We start from the raw sequence: 18364 nt of genomic DNA on the forward strand, positions 1-18364 counted from the left end.
ACCGCGTCATTCTAACCTTACCCGTCACTCCGCCCCTATCCCGTCACCCCAGCGAAAGCTGGGGTATCCCAGCGTGGCTCGCGACATCTGCCAAACCATGAGATCCCAGCTTTCGCTGGGATGACGGTTGAGGAGTGGGCAAGAATGGATGCGGGGTGAAGAGCAGTGGCGGCGGCAGCAGCTGACAGTCAGGCAGTCATCAGTCGGGCAAGTCTCAGTAAGGCGTGCATCAGACTTTGGTCCGGCAGGCATCGGGTATCGAGCAACATTCCGGCACGCAACGCGCTTCAGGCATCAGCACTCGGCGCCCGCGCGCTTACCCGCGCAACCCGATCACCTGTGACCGCTCGCTCTCCGGCACCAGGCCCTCCAGAACCGCCCAGAAGCCCGACACCGCGCTCTGTCCCGCACTCGCATACGCCGCCGACATCTGTACCCGCGCCGCCTCGAACAGCTCGCGCTCCATGATCGAACCCGCCGGCGTCAGTCTTAGCAACCGCTGCCGCCGATCGCGCTCGCCTGGCCGGGTCTCGACCAGCTTGCGGTCGGCCAGTTCGTTCAGGACGCGCCCGAGCGACTGCTTGGTGATCGCCAGCAACGACAGCAATTCGCTCACCGTCATGTCGGGTTTGCGCGCGATGAAATACAGCGCACGATGATGCGCGCGTCCCAGGCCTTCCTGTGCGAGCCCCTCGTCGATCGACCGCGTCAGGTGGCTATAGCCGAAGTACAACAGCTCCATGCCGCGGCGGAGCTCGGGTTCGCGAAGGAACAGGGGTGAGGCAGGCGAAGCTGTGGCAGACATGTTGACCGGTTTAGCCATCGCCCGTAGTCGTCGGCAACCCGCCTTGAGAGAGAATTCGATGTCCGCTCCAGCTTTTACGTCGCCCTCCGCCTTTCGGCATGAACCGAATGCGACCCCGGTCGAGGCGAACGAGCGCGCGAAACGGCTGATCGACCCCGGTTTCGGCCGCGTCTTCACCGATCATATGGCGATGATCCGCTACAGCGAGACCGAAGGCTGGCATGACGCCCGCATCACCGCGCGTGCGCCGCTGACGATCGATCCTGCCTCGTCGGTGCTGCATTATGCGCAGGAAATCTTCGAGGGGATGAAGGCGTATCGCCTCGCCAATGGCGGCACCGCGCTGTTCCGTCCCGAGGCGAACGCGCGCCGCTTCCAGGATTCGGCGCGGCGCCTCGCGATGCCCGAATTGCCCGAAGAGCTGTTCCTCGAATCGGTCGAGCGTCTCGTCAAGACCGATGCGAACTGGATCCCCGAGAGCGACGGCGGCGCGCTGTACCTGCGCCCGTTCATGTTCGCGTCCGAAGTGTTCCTCGGCGTGAAGCCGTCCGCCGAGTATCTCTACATGGTGCTCGCCTCGTCGGTCGGCGCGTATTTCAAGGGCGGAGCCCCGACCGTGTCGATCTGGGTGAGCCAGCAGTATACGCGCGCCGCGCAGGGCGGCACCGGCGCGGCCAAGTGCGGCGGCAACTACGCCGCCAGCCTGCTCGCGCAGTCCGAGGCGATCCGCAACGGCTGCGATCAGGTCGTCTTCCTCGACGCGGCCGAGCGTCGCTGGGTCGAGGAACTGGGCGGGATGAACATCTTCTTCGTGTTCGACGACGGCAGCATGGCGACGCCTGCGCTGACCGGCACGATCCTCCCCGGGATCACGCGCGACTCGATCCTCACGCTCGCACGCGCGAACGGTATCGAGGTCCGCGAAGAGGGTTACACGATCGACCAGTGGCGCGCCGATGCGGCGAGCGGCCGGCTGGTCGAGGCGTTTGCGTGCGGCACCGCGGCGGTGGTGACGCCGATCGGCACGGTGGCAAGCCCCGAGGGTCGCTTCACGATCGGTACGGGTGGTCCGGGGGCATTGACGATGCGGATGCGCGACGCGCTGGTGTCGATCCAGCGCGGCACCGCACCCGACGACAACAACTGGCTGCACCATCTCGCGGATTGACGTCCGCGGGGGCTTTTCAGACGCCGCCGCCCCGCTATAAGGCCGCCTCTGTTGGGGCGTCGCCAAGTGGTAAGGCAGCGGCTTTTGATGCCGCCATGCGCAGGTTCGAACCCTGCCGCCCCAGCCAGTCTCGGTTCCCGACCAATCTTCGTACCCGAGACGATCCTTGCTCGACTGCTGGAGCAACCCACCCGGTCGATCGTTCGGTATCGCATGCGCCAAGCCACCACATCGCTCACCATCGACACCCGCCGTCAGGGCCTCGTCGACGTTACCGACCCTATCGAACGATGGGTCCGCGATCAGCGGATGGTGGAAGGTTTGCTGACGATATTCTGCCGTCACACCTCCGCCTCGCTCCTCATCCAGGAAAACGCGGCGCCCGAGGTTCGCACCGATCTCGAAGCGTATTTTGCGCGGATCGCGCCGGAGTCGCGTGAGTATCTCCACGACGACGAGGGGCCGGACGATATGCCCGCACACCTGCGCACGGCACTCACGCAGGTTCAGCTCTCAATCCCGCTGATCGACGGGCGACTCGCGCTTGGGACGTGGCAGGGCATCTACCTGTTCGAACACCGCCGCCGCCCGCATCGGCGCACGCTCGCGCTTCACGTCATCGGCGACTGACGCAGATCATGAAAAATGCGTCAGGCCGGTGGCGCATTGGAGCGATGTCGTTCATCAACCGTTCCACCACTGACGGCTAATAAGCGGCGTTTCGCCGCATTCGCCGCGAACGGAGACGACACCATGTTCAAGATACAGGGTCGCAAGGTCGCACTCGCAGCGCTCGCAACGGGCACGCTGCTGTTGGCCGGATGCGCGACCGAGACCACTTATCGGCCCGCAACGGGGCAGGGGTTCAGCCGCACCGGCTATAGCGATCGTATGGTCGAACCGGGTCGCTTCCTCGTCAGCTTCGCCGGCAACAGCGTTACGTCGCGCGACACCGTGGAGCGCTACCTCTTCTTCCGTGCGGCCGAACTGACGTTGCAGAACGGCTATGATTATTACCTGATGGCCGATCGCGACACCAACCTCCAGTCGAGGACCTACTCGACACCGGGTCTTGGCGGCGGGTTCGGTTATGGTGGCTTCGGCGGCTATTGGGGTCCGTCGTGGCGTTATTACGGGCGCGGCTTCGGCTGGCGTAACTGGAGCCCGGGCTTTGGCGGCGGGTTCGGTGGATACGGCGGCGGCTTCGGTGGCCCCTGGGGCAACGACTTCGATGTCCGCACGATCGACCGGTATGAGGCGACTGCCGAGATCGTGATGCGCAAGGGCCCGATCCCGCGCGACAACATCCGGGCGTTCGATGCACGCAAGGTCGTCGACAGCATCGGACCGAGTGTCGTGCTGCCGAAGTAAGCACGTACTCTAGACGGCGAAAAGGCCGGGCTATTCTCGCGAATGGCCCGGCCTTTTTCAAGTGCCGTGTTCCTGCGAACGCAGGAATCCAGGATTGCAGACGATGGTGCTCGTAACCCTGGGCTCCTGCTTTCGCAGGAGAACCGCACACTCCTAAATCAGGCGCTTACCCCGCCGCCTTCGCCAGTCCCTTCGACAATTGCAGCGCACCATGCAGCCGCGCCTTCGGATCGCCCCACGCCCGCTGCAGCACCAGCTTGCTGTCCGGTCGCAACCGCGCGACGCCGTTCAGCCGCTCGACATACGCCAGCAGCTTGTCGATGTTCGGCGGCGTGTCGTTGTGGAACGACACCAGCACGCCGCGCGGCCCGACGTCGATCTTCGACACGCACGCGCGCTTTGCGTTCAGCTTGATCTCGATGACCTTGATCAAATTCTCGGTCGCGTCCGGCAGCGGCCCGAACCGATCGATCATCTCGGCCGCGAACGCCTCGATCTCCTGGCTCTCGTCGAGATCGTTGAGGCGGCGATACAGCCCCATCCGCAAGTCGAGATCGGGCACGTAATCCTCGGGAATAAGGATCGGCGCGTCGACCGTGATCTGCGGGGAGAAATCGCGCGGCCGCGACGAGGTCATGCCGCCGGCCTTGGCGTCCATGATCGCCTCCTCCAGCATCGCCTGGTAGAGTTCGAAGCCGACCTCCTTGATATGCCCTGTCTGCTCGTCGCCGAGCATGTTGCCCGCCCCCCGGATATCGAGATCGTGGCTGGCGAGCTGGAACCCGGCGCCGAGTGAATCGAGATCGGACAGCACCTTCAGGCGCTTCTCCGCGGTCACCGTCATCTGCCGTTCGGGCGGCGTCACCAGATACGCGTACGCCCGCGTCTTCGACCGACCGACACGCCCGCGCAACTGGTACAGCTGGGCGAGGCCGAAGCGGTCGGCGCGGTGGACGATCATCGTGTTGGCGGAGGCGATATCGATCCCGCTCTCGATGATCGTGGTCGAGACGAGCACCTCGAACTTCTTGTCGTAGAACGCCGACATGCGCTCCTCGACCTCGGTCGGCGACATCTGGCCGTGCGCGACGACGAAGCGGATCTCGGGCACCTGCTCGCGTAGGAAATCCTCGATCTCGGGCAGGTCCGCCACGCGTGGGGTGACGACGAAGCTCTGCCCGCCACGGTAATGCTCGCGCAGCAACGCCTCGCGCAGCACGACCGGGTCGAACGGCATGATGTAGGTTCGCACCGCGAGGCGATCGACCGGCGGGGTCTGGATCACCGACAGTTCGCGGATGCCCGACATCGCCATCTGCAGCGTGCGCGGGATCGGCGTCGCGGTCAGCGTCAGCATGTGGACGTCCGCTCGCAGCGCCTTCAGCCGCTCCTTGTGCGTGACGCCGAAGCGCTGCTCCTCGTCGACCACCACTAGGCCGAGGCGCTTGAAGTCGATGTTCTTCGCGAGCAGCGCATGCGTGCCGATGACGACGTCGATCGTGCCGTTCGCCAGCCCCTCCTTGGTCGCCTTCGCCTCGCTCGCGGTGACGAGCCGCGACAGGCGGCCCATGTTCATCGGGAAGCCTTCGAATCGGGCAACGAAGTTGTTGTAATGCTGGCGGGCGAGCAACGTCGTCGGGCATACGATCGCGACCTGCTTGCCGCCCATTGCCGCGACGAATGCTGCGCGCAAAGCGACTTCGGTCTTGCCGAAGCCGACGTCGCCGACCACGAGCCGGTCCATCGGTTTGCCCGCCGCGAGATCGCCGAGTACGTCCTCGATCGCGCGGTCCTGGTCCTCGGTTTCCTCGTACGGAAAGCGATCGACGAAGCTGGGGTAGCCGCTCGAATCGGGTTCGAGCACGTCGCCCGGATGCAGCGCGCGTTCGGCGGCGGTCGCGATGAGTTCGCCGGCGATCTCGCGGATCCGCTCCTTCATCTTCGACTTGCGGCGCTGCCAGCCCTCGCCGCCGAGACGGTCGAGCGTCGCGCCTTCCTCGGACGAACCGTAGCGCGAGAGGACGTCGATATTCTCGACCGGCACGTACAGCTTGTCGCCGCCGGCATAGCTCAGCGCGACACAGTCGTGCGGGCTCTGACCCACGGGAATTGAGGTCAGTCCCTCGTATCGCCCAATGCCGTGCTCGGTGTGGACGACGAGATCGCCCGGCGTCAGCGTCGCGAGTTCGGCGAGGAATGCGTCGGCGGACTTCTTGCGCTTCTTGCGGTGGACGAGGCGGTCGCCGAGCATGTCCTGCTCGGTGAGGACCGCGATCCCCGGCGCGGTGAAACCGTGGTCGAGCGGGAGGACGATCAGCGCGACGCCGAAGCTACGCGCGGTATCCGCGATGCCGAGCGCCTCCTGCCAGGTTTCGGCGTGCTTCCCGCCCTTCATGCCGTGATCGGCGAGCAGGCTCCCCAGGCGTTCGCGCGCGCCGATCGAGTAGCTGGCGAGGATCGGTTTCCGCCCCTGCTTGCGCAGTTTCTCGACGTGATCGGCGACGGCTTCGTAGATGTTCGCCTGCGCCGCACGTTCGGGGCCGAAATCGCGCGGGCCGTCGACGTCGAAGTCGAGCACGGTGTCGCTCGGCGGTTCGTGGAACGGCGAGGTGATGTGCGCGGCGAACGCCTCGACGCCGCCGGACCATTCCTGCGCGTCGAGATACAGTGCCTTGGCGGGCATAGGGCGATAGCTGCCGGGTTGGGCCGCCTCGGCGCGCTTGCGGTTCTCGTAATAGTCGGCGATCGATTCGAGCCGGCTTTCGACCGCCGCGGCGACGCCGTTGTCGCGTACCACCACGTCGTCGGCGCCGAGATGGTCGAACAGCGTCGCCATCTTCTCCTCGAACAGCGGCAGCCAATGCTCCATGCCCGCGATGCGGCGGCCTTCGGAGATCGCCTGGTACATCGGATCGCCGGTCGCGGTCGCGCCGAAAGCGTCGCGGTAGCGGGTGCGAAAACGCTTGATCGAGTCCTCGTCGAGCAGCGCTTCGGAGGCGGGGAGTAGGACGAAGCCGTCGATCCGGCCGGTGGTGCGCTGGTCCGCCGCGTCGAACGTGCGGACGCTCTCGATCTCATCGCCGAAGAAATCTAGGCGTAGCGCGTGGTCCTCGCCCGACGGGTAGAGATCGACGATCCCGCCGCGGACCGCATACTCGCCCTGGTCGTGGACGGTGTCGGTGCGGACATAGCCGTTCGCCTGGAGCAGCATGGCGAGCTTGTCGCGGCCGATCCGTTCGCCGGGCGCGAGCCGCGCGACGAGCTGACGGATGCGGAACGGGGTGAGGACGCGCTGCGTCGCGGCGTTGGCGGTGGTGAGTAGAAGCTGCGGCCCCTTGGGCTTGCCCTGCAGCCGTTGCAGCGCGGCGACACGCTCGGCCATGATGCGGAGCGTCGGCGAAGCGCGGTCGTAGGGAAGGCAATCCCAGGCCGGGAAGCTCAGCACTTCGAGATCGGGCGCGAAATACGCCGCGGTCGAGGCGACCGCGCGCATCGCCGCATCGTCCGGCGCGATGAACACCGCGCGCGTTTTTGCTGCGCGCGCGAGGTCGGCAAGTAGCGACGGCTGGAAGCCGGACGGTACGCCGGAGAGGATCAGCGGGCTGGTCGCGGAAAGGATCGTCTTGAGGTCTGGCATTGGTTTCCTAAAGCCCTCTCCCCGTCGGGGAGAGGGTTGGGTGAGGGGCTGTTCCGGGCGTTGCTCTGCTTGGCTGCCCCTCACCCCGACCCTCTCCCCGGAGGGGAGAGGGAGTGCGTTACTTCACGACCGTCACGTAATCGATGTCGCGCATCGCCTGCATCATCGGCCCGTCCCACTCCGGTGGACACACGATCGATCCGATCGCCCAGCCCATGATGTCGACATCCTGTTCCTCCAGCAGCGCCTCGAACCAGTCGAGCTGCTCGGGCGTCCATGTCCGGCCATAGGTTTCGAAGAAGCCGCCGATCATCATGTCGGCTTCGCGCGTGCCGCGGTGCGAGCTGCGAAAGCCCAGGCGCTTGAGGCGGGTCTCGTGGTCCATCGTATCTCCAAACACGAACAGCCGGCGACCGCTCTGGCAGCGGCCGTCGGCTTAGCTATATGAGGCAGATAGTCATGCGACCCGAAATCCTCAATCCGCTGTTCGCCGAAACCCTCGTCCTGAAAGGGGTGGGGCCCGCGCTCGCCAAGCCGCTCGACCGGCTGGGGCTCGCGCGCGTCGTCGACGTCGCCTTCCATTTGCCGACCGGCTATGTCGATCGCCTGCCACGTACCGAGCTCATGTCGAGCGACGCCGGGCGGATCATCACGATCACGCTGACCCCGCGCGACTACAGGATCAGCGCCGGGCGCGGGCCAACGCGCGTGCAGGCGACCGACGAGCACGGCAACTATGTCAGCCTCGTCTTCTTCGGCGGCAGTTCTGGCTGGGCGAAGAAGCTGCTGCCGATCGGCGAGGCCAAGCGGATCTCGGGGCGGCTCGACGAATACGGCCAGGAATTGCAGATCGTCCATCCGGACATCGTCGAACCCGACGAGGAATTGCGCGAGCGCGAGCCGATCTATCCGCTGTCGGAAGGCCTCACCTCGCGGCGACTGGCGGCGCTCACCACGCAGGCGGTCGCGCGCGCGCCGGACCTGCCCGAGTGGATCGAGCCGGGCCTGAAGGCGAAACGCGAATGGCCCGGCTGGCACGAATCGCTTGAGCGCATCCACGCGGAACCCTCGGACGCGAAGGCGCGCGAGCGGCTGGCGTATGACGAGGTTTTCGCGAACCAGCTCGCGATGACGCTGGTCCGCGCCGATACGCGCAAACGTCGAGGGCGAGCGCTCCATGGCGACGGGCGGCTGCGCGACCTGCTCAAGCTCCCCTACACGCTCACCGGCGCGCAATCGCGGACGGTCGGCGAGATCGAGGGCGATCTCGCGCAGACCGCACCGATGCTGCGGCTGCTGCAAGGCGATGTCGGCTCCGGCAAGACGCTGGTCGCGGCGATGGCAATGCTGATCGCGGTCGAGGCCGGCGCACAGGCGGCGATGCTCGCCCCCACCGAAATCCTCGCGCGCCAGCATTACGAGACGCTGCGGAAAACACTCGCCGGCCTGCCGATCAACGTCGGCGTGCTCACCGGTCGCGACAAGGGGCGCGTGCGGGAAGCGACGCTGATGGCGCTGGCGAGCGGCGAGATCGACATCCTCGTTGGCACGCACGCGATCTTCCAGGACGCGGTCGGCTACAAGGATCTCGCTCTGGTGGTGGTCGACGAACAGCATCGCTTCGGTGTCGCGCAGCGGATGACGTTGCAGGCCAAGGGCGTCGCGCCGCCGCATCTGCTGGCGATGACCGCGACGCCGATCCCGCGCACGCTGACGCTCGCGCAATATGGCGAAATGGACGTCAGCCGCCTCGACGAGATGCCGCCGGGCCGCCAGCCGATCGAGACGCGCGTGATCTCCGAGGACCGCCTTGACGACGTGGTCAACGCGCTCGGCCGGCATCTGGCGGATGGCGGGCAGGCATACTGGGTGTGCCCGCTGGTCGAGGAGAGCGAGAAGAGCGACCTAGCCGCCGCCGAAATGCGCGCGGAGACACTGCGTGCCCGCTTCGGCGACAAGGTCGCGCTCGTCCACGGCCGGATGAAACCGGCCGAGAAGGACGCGGTGATGGCCGAGTTCTCTGCCGCGCGCACGTCGGTCCTCGTCGCGACGACGGTGATCGAGGTCGGCGTCGACGTCCCCAACGCCACGCTGATCGTGATCGAGCATGCCGACCGCTTCGGCCTCGCCCAGCTTCACCAGCTCCGCGGGCGGGTTGGGCGCGGCACCGGGCGGTCGATCTGCCTGCTGATGCGCGGCTCGTCGCTCAGCGAGACATCCCGCGCGCGGCTCGCCTTGATGCGCGAGACCAACGACGGGTTCCGCATCGCCGAGGAGGATCTCCGGCTCCGCGGCGCGGGCGAACTGCTCGGCACGAAGCAGTCCGGCGAGATGGCGTTCCGGCTCGCGACGCCCGACATGATGGCCGACCTGCTACAATGCGCGCACGACGACGCGCGTCTGCTGATCGACCGCGACGGCGGGTTGGAGGGACCGAGGGGGCAGGCGGCGAGGACGGCGCTGTATCTGTTCGATCGCGACGCCGGCGTTGCCTTGCTACGCTCCGGCTGACGTCAGATGTTGCGGACCATCACCGTCAGCATGCCATAATAGTCGGACAGCGGGATCGTCTGTTCGAGTTCGCAGCCGATCCGTCCACCGAGCGACCAGCGTACGATCGCATCGACGCCGCCAAGTATTGGCAGGGTAATCCGCAGCCGATCGCCAGCCTCGGGCGAACCCTCGCATCGCGCCATCAGGCCGTTCGCGGACATGTTCACCAGCACCAGTTTCATGCTCCGGCCATCGCCGTCGATCGCATGCGTGCGGTGCATCACCTCGTCGCGTGGCTCGCCGCGGTGGTCTCGAACAGCCGTGGCATAATTTCGCATCGGATGTTCCCCGTTTTCTAGGACTATTGGCTTAACGGCGTCGCTGTGAACCTCGTGCGAACGGAGATGCTTAACGGCGTGTTTTCCACAACCAAAATGCCCTCCGTTACGAGGGAGTTAGCATCCCATGCCGCTTTTTCCCGAGGCTCAAACGGACCGGCGCCACGACCTCGATCGAGGCGGTCGGCTCCTTTTCGACGGTGCCGTCGATCCGCACCGCACCCTCGGCGATCTTCCGTCGCGCTTCGCCGTTGGAGGCGACGAAGCCGAGCCCGACGAGCGCCTCGACGATACCGATCGAGCCGTCCGCAACGGCAAAGCTTGGCAAGGAATCGCCCGATGCACCCTCCTCGAAGGTCTTTCGCGCAGTCTCCGCAGCCTGTTCGGCGGCAGCCCGGCCGCGACACATTGCCGTCGCTTCGTTGGCCAGAACGATCTTGGCGGCGTTGATCTCGGCACCTTCGAGCGCCTCCAGCCGCGCGATCTCGTCGAGCGGGAGGTCGGTGAATAGGCGCAGGAAGCGGCCGACGTCGCGGTCGTCGGTGTTGCGCCAGAACTGCCAGTAATCGAAGTGCGGCAGCTGGTCCTCGTGCAGCCAAACCGCGCCCGACATGGTCTTGCCCATCTTGCCGCCGTCCGCGGTCGTGATCAGCGGGGTGGTGACGCCGTAGACCTCGGTGCCGTCCATCCGGCGGGACAGCTCGATGCCGTTGACGATGTTGCCCCATTGATCCGAGCCGCCCATTTGCAGGCGGCATTCGGCGCGGCGCGACAGCTCCAGGAAGTCGTAGGCCTGTAAAATCATATAGTTGAATTCGAGGAAGCTCAGCGACTGCTCGCGGTCGAGCCGCAGCTTGACCGAATCGAACGCGAGCATCCGGTTGACCGAGAAATGCTGGCCGACATCGCGCAGGAACGGGATATATTCGAGCGCGTCGAGCCACTCGGCATTGTCGAGCATGATCGCATCCGTGGGCCCGTCGCCGAACGTGAGAAAGCGCTCGAAGATGCGCCGGATCGATGCGACGTTGGCCTTGATCCCGTCCTCGCCGAGCAGCTTGCGCGCTTCGTCCTTGAAGCTCGGGTCGCCGATCTTGCCGGTGCCGCCACCCATCAGGACGATCGGCTTGTGCCCGGTCTGCTGGAGCCGGCGGAGCAGCATGATCTGGACCAGGCTGCCGACGTGGAGCGACGGCGCGGTCGGGTCGAAGCCGATATAGCCGGGCACCACCTGCTTACCGGCGAGCGCATCGAGCGCGGCCGCATCGGTCATCTGGTGGACATAGCCGCGCGAGGTCAGCGTGGTGAGCAGGTCGGACTGGTAGGTCATGGTGCGTCTCGTTCCCCTTCCGCTTGCGGGAGGGGTTAGGGGAGGGGCTTCGTGGCTCCCATGCCCTCCCCCGACCCCTCCCGCAAGCGGGAGGGGAGAATCACGTCATCCCGGCCATCACCGTCATCCCAGCCTCAACCGTCATCCCAGCGAAAGCTGGGATCTTTGTGGGGCGGGTGCCGTGGCCCGAACCGGGATATCCCAGCTTTCGCTGGGATGACGGGAAGGGAGTGGGTTACGGTAGTGGACGGATCAGCTTCGCGGCAGTTGCGACGTCGGATCCACCGGTGTCCGCCCCTTGCGGAGTTCGAAGTGCAGTTCCGGACGATCCGCGAACCCGGTGTCGCCCGACAGCGCGATCGTCTGCCCTCGCTTCACACTCTGGCCGCGCTGCACCAGCAGTTTCGACGCATGACCGTAGACGCTGGTCCAGCCGCCGCCATGCTTGACGATCACCAGACCACCGAGCGCGGCGATGCCGTCGCCGACATAGGCGACCACGCCGTCCGCCGCGGCATGGATCGGTGTCGACATCGGCACGGCGATCTTGATGCCGTCGTTGCGTTCGCCGCTCGCACCCGGACCGAAGCGCTTCACGAGCTTGCCGTCGACCGGCCACAGGAACCCGCCGCTCGCCAGACGCGCTGGTGCGGTGACGACCGCGTTCGACGGCAGCACGCGGCGCGGTGTCGCGATCGGCCGAGCGGGCGCCTGGTTGCTCGCCAGCGCGGGCTCGCCACCGGTGAGGATGTCGTCAATGTCGAGCTTGAACGCCTGTGCGCGTTCCGAAGCACTTGGCCTGCCGCCGCCCGGAGCGTCGGGAATCTGGATCCGCTGATCGGCACGCAGCACGTACGGCTCGACTAACGCGTTGACGGCCACGATCCGCGACCACTCGACGCCGTACGCGCGCGCGATCGCGATCCCGGTCTCGCCGCGGCGGACCTGGTGATAACGCCCACCGGGGATCGTCAGCCGCTGGCCGGCGCGGATCGTATAGGGCGATTCAAGGTCGTTGGCGCGCGCGATGGCTTCCATGCTCGCGCCGCTGCGGTCGACCACACGGGCGAGCGTATCGCCGGGCCGAACGAGATAGGTCGAGTCGGGGATGGTCTTCGCATCGGCGCTGACCGGCCGCGCTTCCCAGGCGGGGCGCGGCGCGGGCAGGGCGGCAACTTCGCCGGTATCGCGGCCAGGAATATCCTGCGGCGGCGTGTCGTCCCGGCGCGATCGATTGTCGTCTTGTCGTGGCCGATCATCGTCTCGACGGGGCTGATCATCGCGCCGCGGCGGGGGATCGCGATACCGCTGGGCCGGCGCGGTGCCGTAACCGGCCGGACGTTCGACCTGCGGAATACACGCGACGAGCCCGAGCAGCGGCACTGTCGCCACCGCAAACAGGCTCGCGCGCCGCATCAGCGATAGGCCCGTTCGAGCATATCCATCGACTCGAAATGCGTCAGGTCGAGATGCAGCGGAGTCACCGACACATACCCCTCCGCGGTCGCTTCGAGATCGGTCGCGTGCGCGGGCGTCTCGACGGTCCGGCCAAGCGCGAACCAGTGATACTCGTAGCCGCGCGGGTCGGTGTTGCTGACGATCTGCAACCGACCATAGTCGCGCAGGCCCTGCCCGACGACGCGAACGCCCTTGACCGCATCGGCCGGCCCGGCGGGAAAATTGACGTTGACCAGCGTTCGCGGCGCAAGCGGTGCATCGATCAACGGTCGCAGCACGCGCTCGCCCCAAGCGGCGGCGGCTTCGAACGGTACGCTGTCGCCCATGCCCTCGCGGCTGTAGATCTGGCTCAGCGCGATCGACCGGATGCCGCCCAGCGCACCCTCCATGGCTGCCGAGACGGTGCCCGAATAGGTTACGTCCTCGGCGAGGTTCGCGCCGCGGTTGACGCCCGACAGGATCAGGTCGGGTGGGCAATCCTTCATGATCTTGGCGAGCGCCAACATCACCGCATCGGTCGGCGTGCCCGCAACGGCGAAGCGCTTCTCGCCATGCTTCCGCACGCGGATCGGCCGCGACAGCGTCAGCGAATGGCCCGCGCCGGACTGTTCGTCGGCAGGCGCCACTACCCAAACATCGTCCGAAAAGGTCCGCGCGATCGTCTCCAGCACCTTGAGGCCGGGCGCATGATAGCCATCGTCGTTGGTCAGCAGGATCCGCATCAGCGCTTGGGCTCCAACACTGTCAGACCGCCGAGATACGGCTGGAGCACCGCCGGCACCGCGACCGAGCCGTCTTCCTGCTGATAATTCTCCAGCACCGCGACGAGCGTCCGGCCGACCGCGAGCGCCGACCCGTTGAGCGTGTGGACGAACCGCGTGCCCTTCTCGCCCTCGGGCCGATAGCGCGCGTTCATCCGGCGCGCCTGGAAATCGGTGCAGGTCGAGACGCTGCTGATCTCACGGTAGCGCGCCTGGCCCGGCAGCCAGACTTCGAGATCGTAGGTGCGTGCCGCGGTGAAACCCATATCGCCGGTGCATAGGAGCATCCGCCTGAACGGTAGCTGCAACGCGTCGAGCACCCCCTCCGCACACGCCGTCATCCGCTCGTGCTCGGCTTCGGACATGTCGGGGGTGACGATCGAGACCATCTCGACCTTGTCGAACTGATGCTGGCGGATATAGCCGCGCGTATCGCGCCCTGCTGCGCCTGCCTCGGAGCGGAAGCACGGCGTCAGCGCGGTGAAGCGCAGCGGCAGCTCGGCTTCGGTCAGGATCTGTTCGCGGACGATGTTGGTGAGGCTGACCTCCGCGGTCGGGATCAGCCAGCGACCATCGGTGGTGCGGAACAGATCTTCCGAGAATTTCGGCAGCTGGCCGGTCCCGAACACCGCCTCGTCGCGAACCAGCAGCGGTGGCGATACCTGCTCGAAACCGGCCTCCGCCACATGATCGAGCATAAACTGGCCAAGCGCGCGCTGCAGCTTGGCGGCAGGCCCGCGGACCAGCGTGAAGCGCGCGCCGGACATCGCCGCACCCGTCTCGAAATCGAGGCCGATCGCCGGGCCGATCGCGTCGTGCTCGCGGGCGGTGAAGGTGAAAGTCGTGCGCGTGCCGCGGGTGTGGACGAGCGCGTTGTCGTCCTCGCCGCCGCCCTCGGGGACGTCCGCTGCGGGAAGGTTGGGGATCGCCGCGAGCATGTCGCCAAGCTCCCCGCTCAGCCGCGCCTCGTCCGCCTCCAGCTGCGGCAGCGCCTCCTTCAGGCTCGCGACCTCGGCCATCAGCGCCTGCGCCTTCGCCTCGTCCTTCTGTGCCTTTGCCTGGCCGATTGCCTTCGACAACGAGTTTCTAGCGGTTTGGGAAGCCTGCGCGATCGCAACGGTGGCGCGGCGTGTTTCGTCCAGTTCAATAAGTCTTTCAACGTCGACATGAGTCCCACGTCGTTCGAGAGCTTCTTCGAAGGCGGCGGGATCGTCGCGGATCAGGCGTATGTCGTGCATGCCCGAGGCTATGCCGAGACGGGTGCGCAGGCGCAAGGCAGGCCCTCCTAATCCCCCCTTCGCCGGGAAGGATCGAGAGGGTCCGCAACCTCTCGAGTTTGCGGCGCGTTCATTCATCACACGCACAGCGAAGAAGGAGATATCGCATGCATCTTCCCCATAACTCGGTCGTGCTTGTCGCGGATGGTCGGAAAATGCTGTTTCTGCGTAACGAGGGCGACAATACGGACTTCAATCTGGTCGTCGAAAAGGCGCAGGAGCACGTCAATCCTGCCACCCGCGATCAGGCAACCGATGCCGCCGGGCGTGCATCGTCACCGCGTGGTGGTGTGCAGAGCTCGGTCGAACCGACCGATTTCCACCAGCTCGAAGAAGATCGTTTCGCCGCCGAAGCTGCCGATTTCCTCAAGGTCCGCGCGCTCAAGAACGATTACGAGTCGCTCATCGTCGTCGCACCGCCCAAGACCCTCGGCGAGTTGCGCAAGCATTACCACAAAGAGGTCAGCAGCCGGCTGACGGGCGAGCTCGACAAGGATCTGACCGGCCATCCCATCGCGGACATCGAGAAAGCGCTAAAGGCGGCCTGACTTCAGCGCCTAAGCAAAAGGCCCCGCCGGACATCTCCGGCGGGGCCTTTTTAATGCGTGCTGCAATACCTGTCAGGCGGCGATCGCGGCCGGCTTGGCGAAGCGTTTGCGGGCAACCAATGCGGCTGCGGCTGCACCGAACAGCAGCACCATCGGCGGCGCGGGAACCGGGGCAGGAGGCCCGCCGCTCGACCCCGTACTGCCGCTCGAACTGGCGCTGCTCGCACTCGACGCGCTGCTGGCGCTGCTCGCGCTACTGGCACTCGACCCGCTCGAGCTTGCCGACGATGCACTGCTGCCCGACGAGGCCGAGCTTCCCGACGATCCGTTCGAGCTCCACCCGCCGGTCGAATTCCAGCCGCCGTTCGATCCCCAGCCCTTGCTGCTCGAGCCATAGCTCGACCCGTCATGGCCGGGTTTGTCAGGCTTGCCGCCCGACGAACTGCCGCTGCTGGCCGACGATGCCGAGGACGCGGACGATGCCGATGATGCGCTGCTCGACGAGGTCGACACGTTGCCGCTGGATGACGAGGACACATCGCCACTGGAGCCGCCGGCCGACGTCGACCCGCCGCTCGACGTCGACGAGATGACGATACTGCCGCTCGAGCCGCCGCTTCCGCCAAAGCCGCCGCCGAAGCCACCGCCAAGCCCGCCGCCGAAAAAGCCACCGCTTCCGCCAATGACAACGGGCGCAGCACCAGCGCCGCCGCCGCCGATATACCCTTCGCCTACCGGCGCGGGGATCGGGACCGGCGCTCCATTGGCGACCGTGACGACGGTCGGAGCACAGGTCGTCCTGGTCGTGGTGGTGACGCGGCGAACGCGGGGTCGCTGCACCGCGGCGATCTGCGGGCGGGCCACGCGCTTGACAAGTACCCGCTTGGTATTGGCGGTGCGATTGGAGCTTTCCGCAACATGCACGGCGCCGCCGCCGATCAGGGCACCACCACACGCACAGGCGCACAATTTGGCCAAGGCCATCCTAACCGACATAGCGTCATTCTTTCGTTGCCGGCACCCTCGTGTTGCCGGATCCCCGTGTGCGATGATTACGACATCGCTATCCCACTAACTGCAAAACAAACCGTTAAGCGCAATAGCATTAACCACATTCGGCGGGCTGAATCACCTGTTTGCCGACATCGATGGATCCGACTCGCGGTTAACGTGCCGGCTTGGGACATCTTTGATCGTCTGGGAAGCGAATGGGGGAGAAGCCGCAGCCAATGGTCGGCTGCCCGGCGTGAAACGCCAAATTGTATACTTGTAATATAATGTCGAGGCGGGCGATGTTTGCGCAAGTCCGGTCGCTTGTGGTCGTCTCCGTGCACGACTATAGGCCCATTCACCATTTGGGGGCGGTCCTCGGAGATCAGCGTGGTTGATCCGACGGGGCCAGAGGGAGAGTGGTATGGCAACCGTGATGAATCGTATGGACGATACCGGAACTACCAACCGAAACGCTGCGAACGACAGCGACGTGGAAGGCTATCGGCCTGATGCCGACGAACCCTTTATGAGCTTGAGGCAGCAGGCGTATTTCCGTCGTAAGTTGCAGGAGTGGAAAGAGGCGATCCTTCGGGAGTCGCAAGAGACCTTGTCGCAGTTGCAGGTGGATTCGCTGCGCGAGGCGGATCTCACGGATCGTGCGTCGAGCGAAACCGACTGGTCGATCGAACTCCGCACGCGTGACCGGCAGCGCAAGCTCGTTTCGAAGATCGAGGCGGCGATTCGCCGGATCGACGAGGGCGAATATGGCTATTGCGAAGTCACCGGCGAGCCGATCAGCCTGGCCCGGCTTGAGGCACGACCGATCGCGACGATGACGGTCGAGGCGCAGGAGCGGCATGAGCGCAACGAGAAGGTCTCGCGCGAGGATTGATTCGGGATATCCCCTCGATCGAGCCTGAGCTAGAGTCGCGATCGGCTGGCGCCCGCCGTTAAGTATTTCGGCGGGTATTTGGTCTATACGTGAACGTGGCTTCGGCCACTGGGCCTCGACGGTGCGAGACAATAATGGACAGCTTCGATCGTACGACAGCCACGGATCGATCTTCGGACGGCGTAGCGCAGGATGCACCGTCAGGAGATTCGGGTTCCGGAAAGCGGGCATTGCCGCGCGACAGTCTCTTGCTGGTCGCGCAATGCCAACTTGGTGACGAGCGCATCGTACACGAGGTTCGCGTCCGCAATCTGTCCGAGGGAGGGCTGATGATCGAGCTGGACCGGCCAGCCGAGGTTGGCACGCGCGTCTGGCTCAATCTGCGCGGGATCGGCGAGATCGTCGGCAAGGTCGCGTGGAGCATGGCCGGACGGATGGGGATCGCGCTCGATAAGCCGATCGATCCTAAAAAGGCGCGCAAACCAACTAGTGGAACCGCCAAATCATCTGTTTCGTGAGTTTTTAGGTTTAGTGATACCTTCGTGCAGCGACGCCGGATGCGTCTGACCGTGACGATCGCTCCTCAAATCCCTGCCTGAAGAGCGATCGCAGGATAGGGGTGGTTCAGACCATTACAGGCTGACGATCTCTTCCTTGAGCCGCAGTTTCTGCTTCTTCAGGCTCGCGAGGATAGCAGCGTCGGGCAAAGGCCGGTGCGTTTCGGCGGCGATTCGCTGATCGAGCACGGCGTGCTTGGTTTCCAGGGCTGTCTGATGCGTCGTCTGCACAGTGAAGTACCTCCTGCATTAGGTTTGGGTCCTGAGTAAACCACCATGTCACGACAATGTCTTCATCGAAAATGGACCAAATCGATTGGGCGACCGGTTCAGGCGATGACCCGTTTTTTAGGCGGTAAGATCAAGACCCATGTCGGCCGGGTCCATTTATGCGTAGTTTCGTTGCATGACGCGCTGGCGCCCGACGCGATCCTCGCGACGCTTTAGCGCTCGCCAGCGCGTCCGCATTTGCTAAGGACTCGGGCGACGGAGGATCGGCATGTATCTTAGAGACGGCGTGGACGAGGCGCAGATTCGGGTTCGGCTCGACGGGATGCGGATCGAGCACCGCGACCTCGACGATGCGATCGCCGCCCTGATCCTGCTGCCGGTCCCGGACCAGTTGCAGATTGCACGATTGAAGAAGCGGAAGCTCAGGCTGCGCGATGAGATCGCCGCGTGCGAGGACATACTCGTCCCCGATATCATCGCCTAAGCGGCGGTGATGACGAGCATC

At 65.5% G+C, this 18364-nt stretch carries 19 protein-coding genes and 1 tRNA gene; 10 read left to right on the forward strand and 10 right to left on the reverse strand.

Annotated features, from left to right (window positions below; translation table 11 throughout):
• Window positions 1-316 precede the first annotated feature (316 nt).
• Window positions 317-805 (reverse strand): helix-turn-helix domain-containing protein, encoded by a 489-nt coding sequence (locus C8J40_RS16485; protein WP_243693446.1) that lies wholly within the window; start codon window positions 803-805, stop codon window positions 317-319.
• Between the two features lie 58 nt (window positions 806-863).
• Here C8J40_RS16485 and C8J40_RS16490 point away from each other — a divergent pair, with 58 nt between their 5' ends.
• The 4 genes from C8J40_RS16490 (at window position 864) to C8J40_RS16505 (ending at window position 3344) form a co-directional block, all read left to right on the forward strand.
• Entirely contained in the window at window positions 864-1973 is a 1110-nt protein-coding gene (locus tag C8J40_RS16490) for a branched-chain amino acid aminotransferase (protein WP_132897928.1), read from the forward strand.
• Between the two features lie 52 nt (window positions 1974-2025).
• Window positions 2026-2100, forward strand: a tRNA-Gln gene (locus C8J40_RS16495).
• An 86-nt stretch (window positions 2101-2186) separates the two neighbouring features.
• Window positions 2187-2603: a secondary thiamine-phosphate synthase enzyme YjbQ gene (locus tag C8J40_RS16500; RefSeq protein ID WP_132897929.1), complete on the forward strand. Its 417-nt coding sequence runs from the start codon at window positions 2187-2189 to the stop codon at window positions 2601-2603.
• 123 nt (window positions 2604-2726) lie between these two features.
• The gene (locus C8J40_RS16505) at window positions 2727-3344 is read left to right on the forward strand and encodes a hypothetical protein (RefSeq protein WP_132897930.1); all 618 of its coding nucleotides are present in this window, start codon (window positions 2727-2729) and stop codon (window positions 3342-3344) included.
• Window positions 3345-3510: 166 nt separating this feature from the next.
• On the opposite strand, the gene mfd is transcribed toward C8J40_RS16505, so the two are convergent.
• A complete protein-coding gene (mfd, locus tag C8J40_RS16510) occupies window positions 3511-6981 on the reverse strand; it encodes a transcription-repair coupling factor (protein WP_132897931.1) in 3471 nt (1156 codons plus the stop codon).
• Window positions 6982-7099: 118 nt separating this feature from the next.
• Window positions 7100-7366 (reverse strand): succinate dehydrogenase assembly factor 2, encoded by a 267-nt coding sequence (locus C8J40_RS16515; protein ID WP_132897932.1) that lies wholly within the window; start codon window positions 7364-7366, stop codon window positions 7100-7102.
• A 74-nt stretch (window positions 7367-7440) separates the two neighbouring features.
• Here C8J40_RS16515 and recG point away from each other — a divergent pair, with 74 nt between their 5' ends.
• On the forward strand, window positions 7441-9492 hold the full coding sequence (recG, locus tag C8J40_RS16520) for an ATP-dependent DNA helicase RecG (protein ID WP_132897933.1): 2052 nt from the start codon (window positions 7441-7443) through the stop codon (window positions 9490-9492).
• 2 nt (window positions 9493-9494) lie between these two features.
• Here recG and C8J40_RS16525 read toward each other — a convergent pair whose 3' ends face one another.
• The 5 genes from C8J40_RS16525 to serS all read right to left on the reverse strand — a co-directional run bounded on the left by C8J40_RS16525 (window position 9495) and on the right by serS (window position 14584).
• Window positions 9495-9812, reverse strand: coding sequence for a PilZ domain-containing protein (locus C8J40_RS16525; protein ID WP_132738446.1), 318 nt, complete (start codon window positions 9810-9812; stop codon window positions 9495-9497).
• 106 nt (window positions 9813-9918) lie between these two features.
• The gene (gene tyrS / locus C8J40_RS16530; protein WP_132897934.1) at window positions 9919-11142 is read right to left on the reverse strand and encodes a tyrosine--tRNA ligase; all 1224 of its coding nucleotides are present in this window, start codon (window positions 11140-11142) and stop codon (window positions 9919-9921) included.
• 252 nt (window positions 11143-11394) lie between these two features.
• Complete coding sequence (locus C8J40_RS16535; RefSeq protein ID WP_132897935.1) at window positions 11395-12558, reverse strand: M23 family metallopeptidase; 1164 nt, start codon at window positions 12556-12558, stop codon at window positions 11395-11397.
• Complete coding sequence (gene surE, locus C8J40_RS16540; protein WP_132897936.1) at window positions 12558-13322, reverse strand: 5'/3'-nucleotidase SurE; 765 nt, start codon at window positions 13320-13322, stop codon at window positions 12558-12560. The genes C8J40_RS16535 and surE overlap by 1 nt, the downstream gene beginning before the upstream one ends.
• Window positions 13322-14584: a serine--tRNA ligase gene (serS, locus tag C8J40_RS16545; protein ID WP_243693456.1), complete on the reverse strand. Its 1263-nt coding sequence runs from the start codon at window positions 14582-14584 to the stop codon at window positions 13322-13324. Before serS ends, surE begins: the two co-directional genes overlap by 1 nt.
• On the opposite strand from serS, the gene C8J40_RS20930 reads away from it, so the two are divergent.
• Together C8J40_RS20930 and C8J40_RS16550 are read left to right on the forward strand one after the other, a co-directional pair.
• The gene (locus C8J40_RS20930; protein WP_279432601.1) at window positions 14528-14650 is read left to right on the forward strand and encodes a hypothetical protein; all 123 of its coding nucleotides are present in this window, start codon (window positions 14528-14530) and stop codon (window positions 14648-14650) included. The two genes, serS and C8J40_RS20930, sit on opposite strands and share 57 nt — an antisense overlap.
• A gap of 95 nt (window positions 14651-14745) precedes the next feature.
• Window positions 14746-15186: a host attachment family protein gene (locus C8J40_RS16550; protein ID WP_132738434.1), complete on the forward strand. Its 441-nt coding sequence runs from the start codon at window positions 14746-14748 to the stop codon at window positions 15184-15186.
• Window positions 15187-15258: 72 nt separating this feature from the next.
• Here the strand turns inward: C8J40_RS16550 and C8J40_RS20425 are convergent, their stop codons facing one another.
• Window positions 15259-16170, reverse strand: a complete 912-nt coding sequence (locus C8J40_RS20425) for a hypothetical protein (protein WP_165911488.1) — start codon at window positions 16168-16170, stop codon at window positions 15259-15261.
• A gap of 430 nt (window positions 16171-16600) precedes the next feature.
• On the opposite strand from C8J40_RS20425, the gene dksA reads away from it, so the two are divergent.
• Entirely contained in the window at window positions 16601-17071 is a 471-nt protein-coding gene (dksA, locus tag C8J40_RS16565; protein WP_132897938.1) for an RNA polymerase-binding protein DksA, read from the forward strand.
• 134 nt (window positions 17072-17205) lie between these two features.
• On the forward strand, window positions 17206-17589 hold the full coding sequence (locus tag C8J40_RS16570; protein ID WP_132897939.1) for a PilZ domain-containing protein: 384 nt from the start codon (window positions 17206-17208) through the stop codon (window positions 17587-17589).
• Between the two features lie 114 nt (window positions 17590-17703).
• On the opposite strand, the gene C8J40_RS16575 is transcribed toward C8J40_RS16570, so the two are convergent.
• A complete protein-coding gene (locus C8J40_RS16575) occupies window positions 17704-17859 on the reverse strand; it encodes a YdcH family protein (protein WP_082463337.1) in 156 nt (51 codons plus the stop codon).
• 268 nt (window positions 17860-18127) lie between these two features.
• Here C8J40_RS16575 and C8J40_RS16580 point away from each other — a divergent pair, with 268 nt between their 5' ends.
• Entirely contained in the window at window positions 18128-18343 is a 216-nt protein-coding gene (locus tag C8J40_RS16580) for a DUF465 domain-containing protein (protein ID WP_132738422.1), read from the forward strand.
• The last annotated feature ends 21 nt before the right edge of the window (window positions 18344-18364 follow it).

Source organism: Sphingomonas sp. PP-CC-3A-396 (assembly GCF_004343105.1).
GTDB lineage: Bacteria > Pseudomonadota > Alphaproteobacteria > Sphingomonadales > Sphingomonadaceae > Sphingomonas.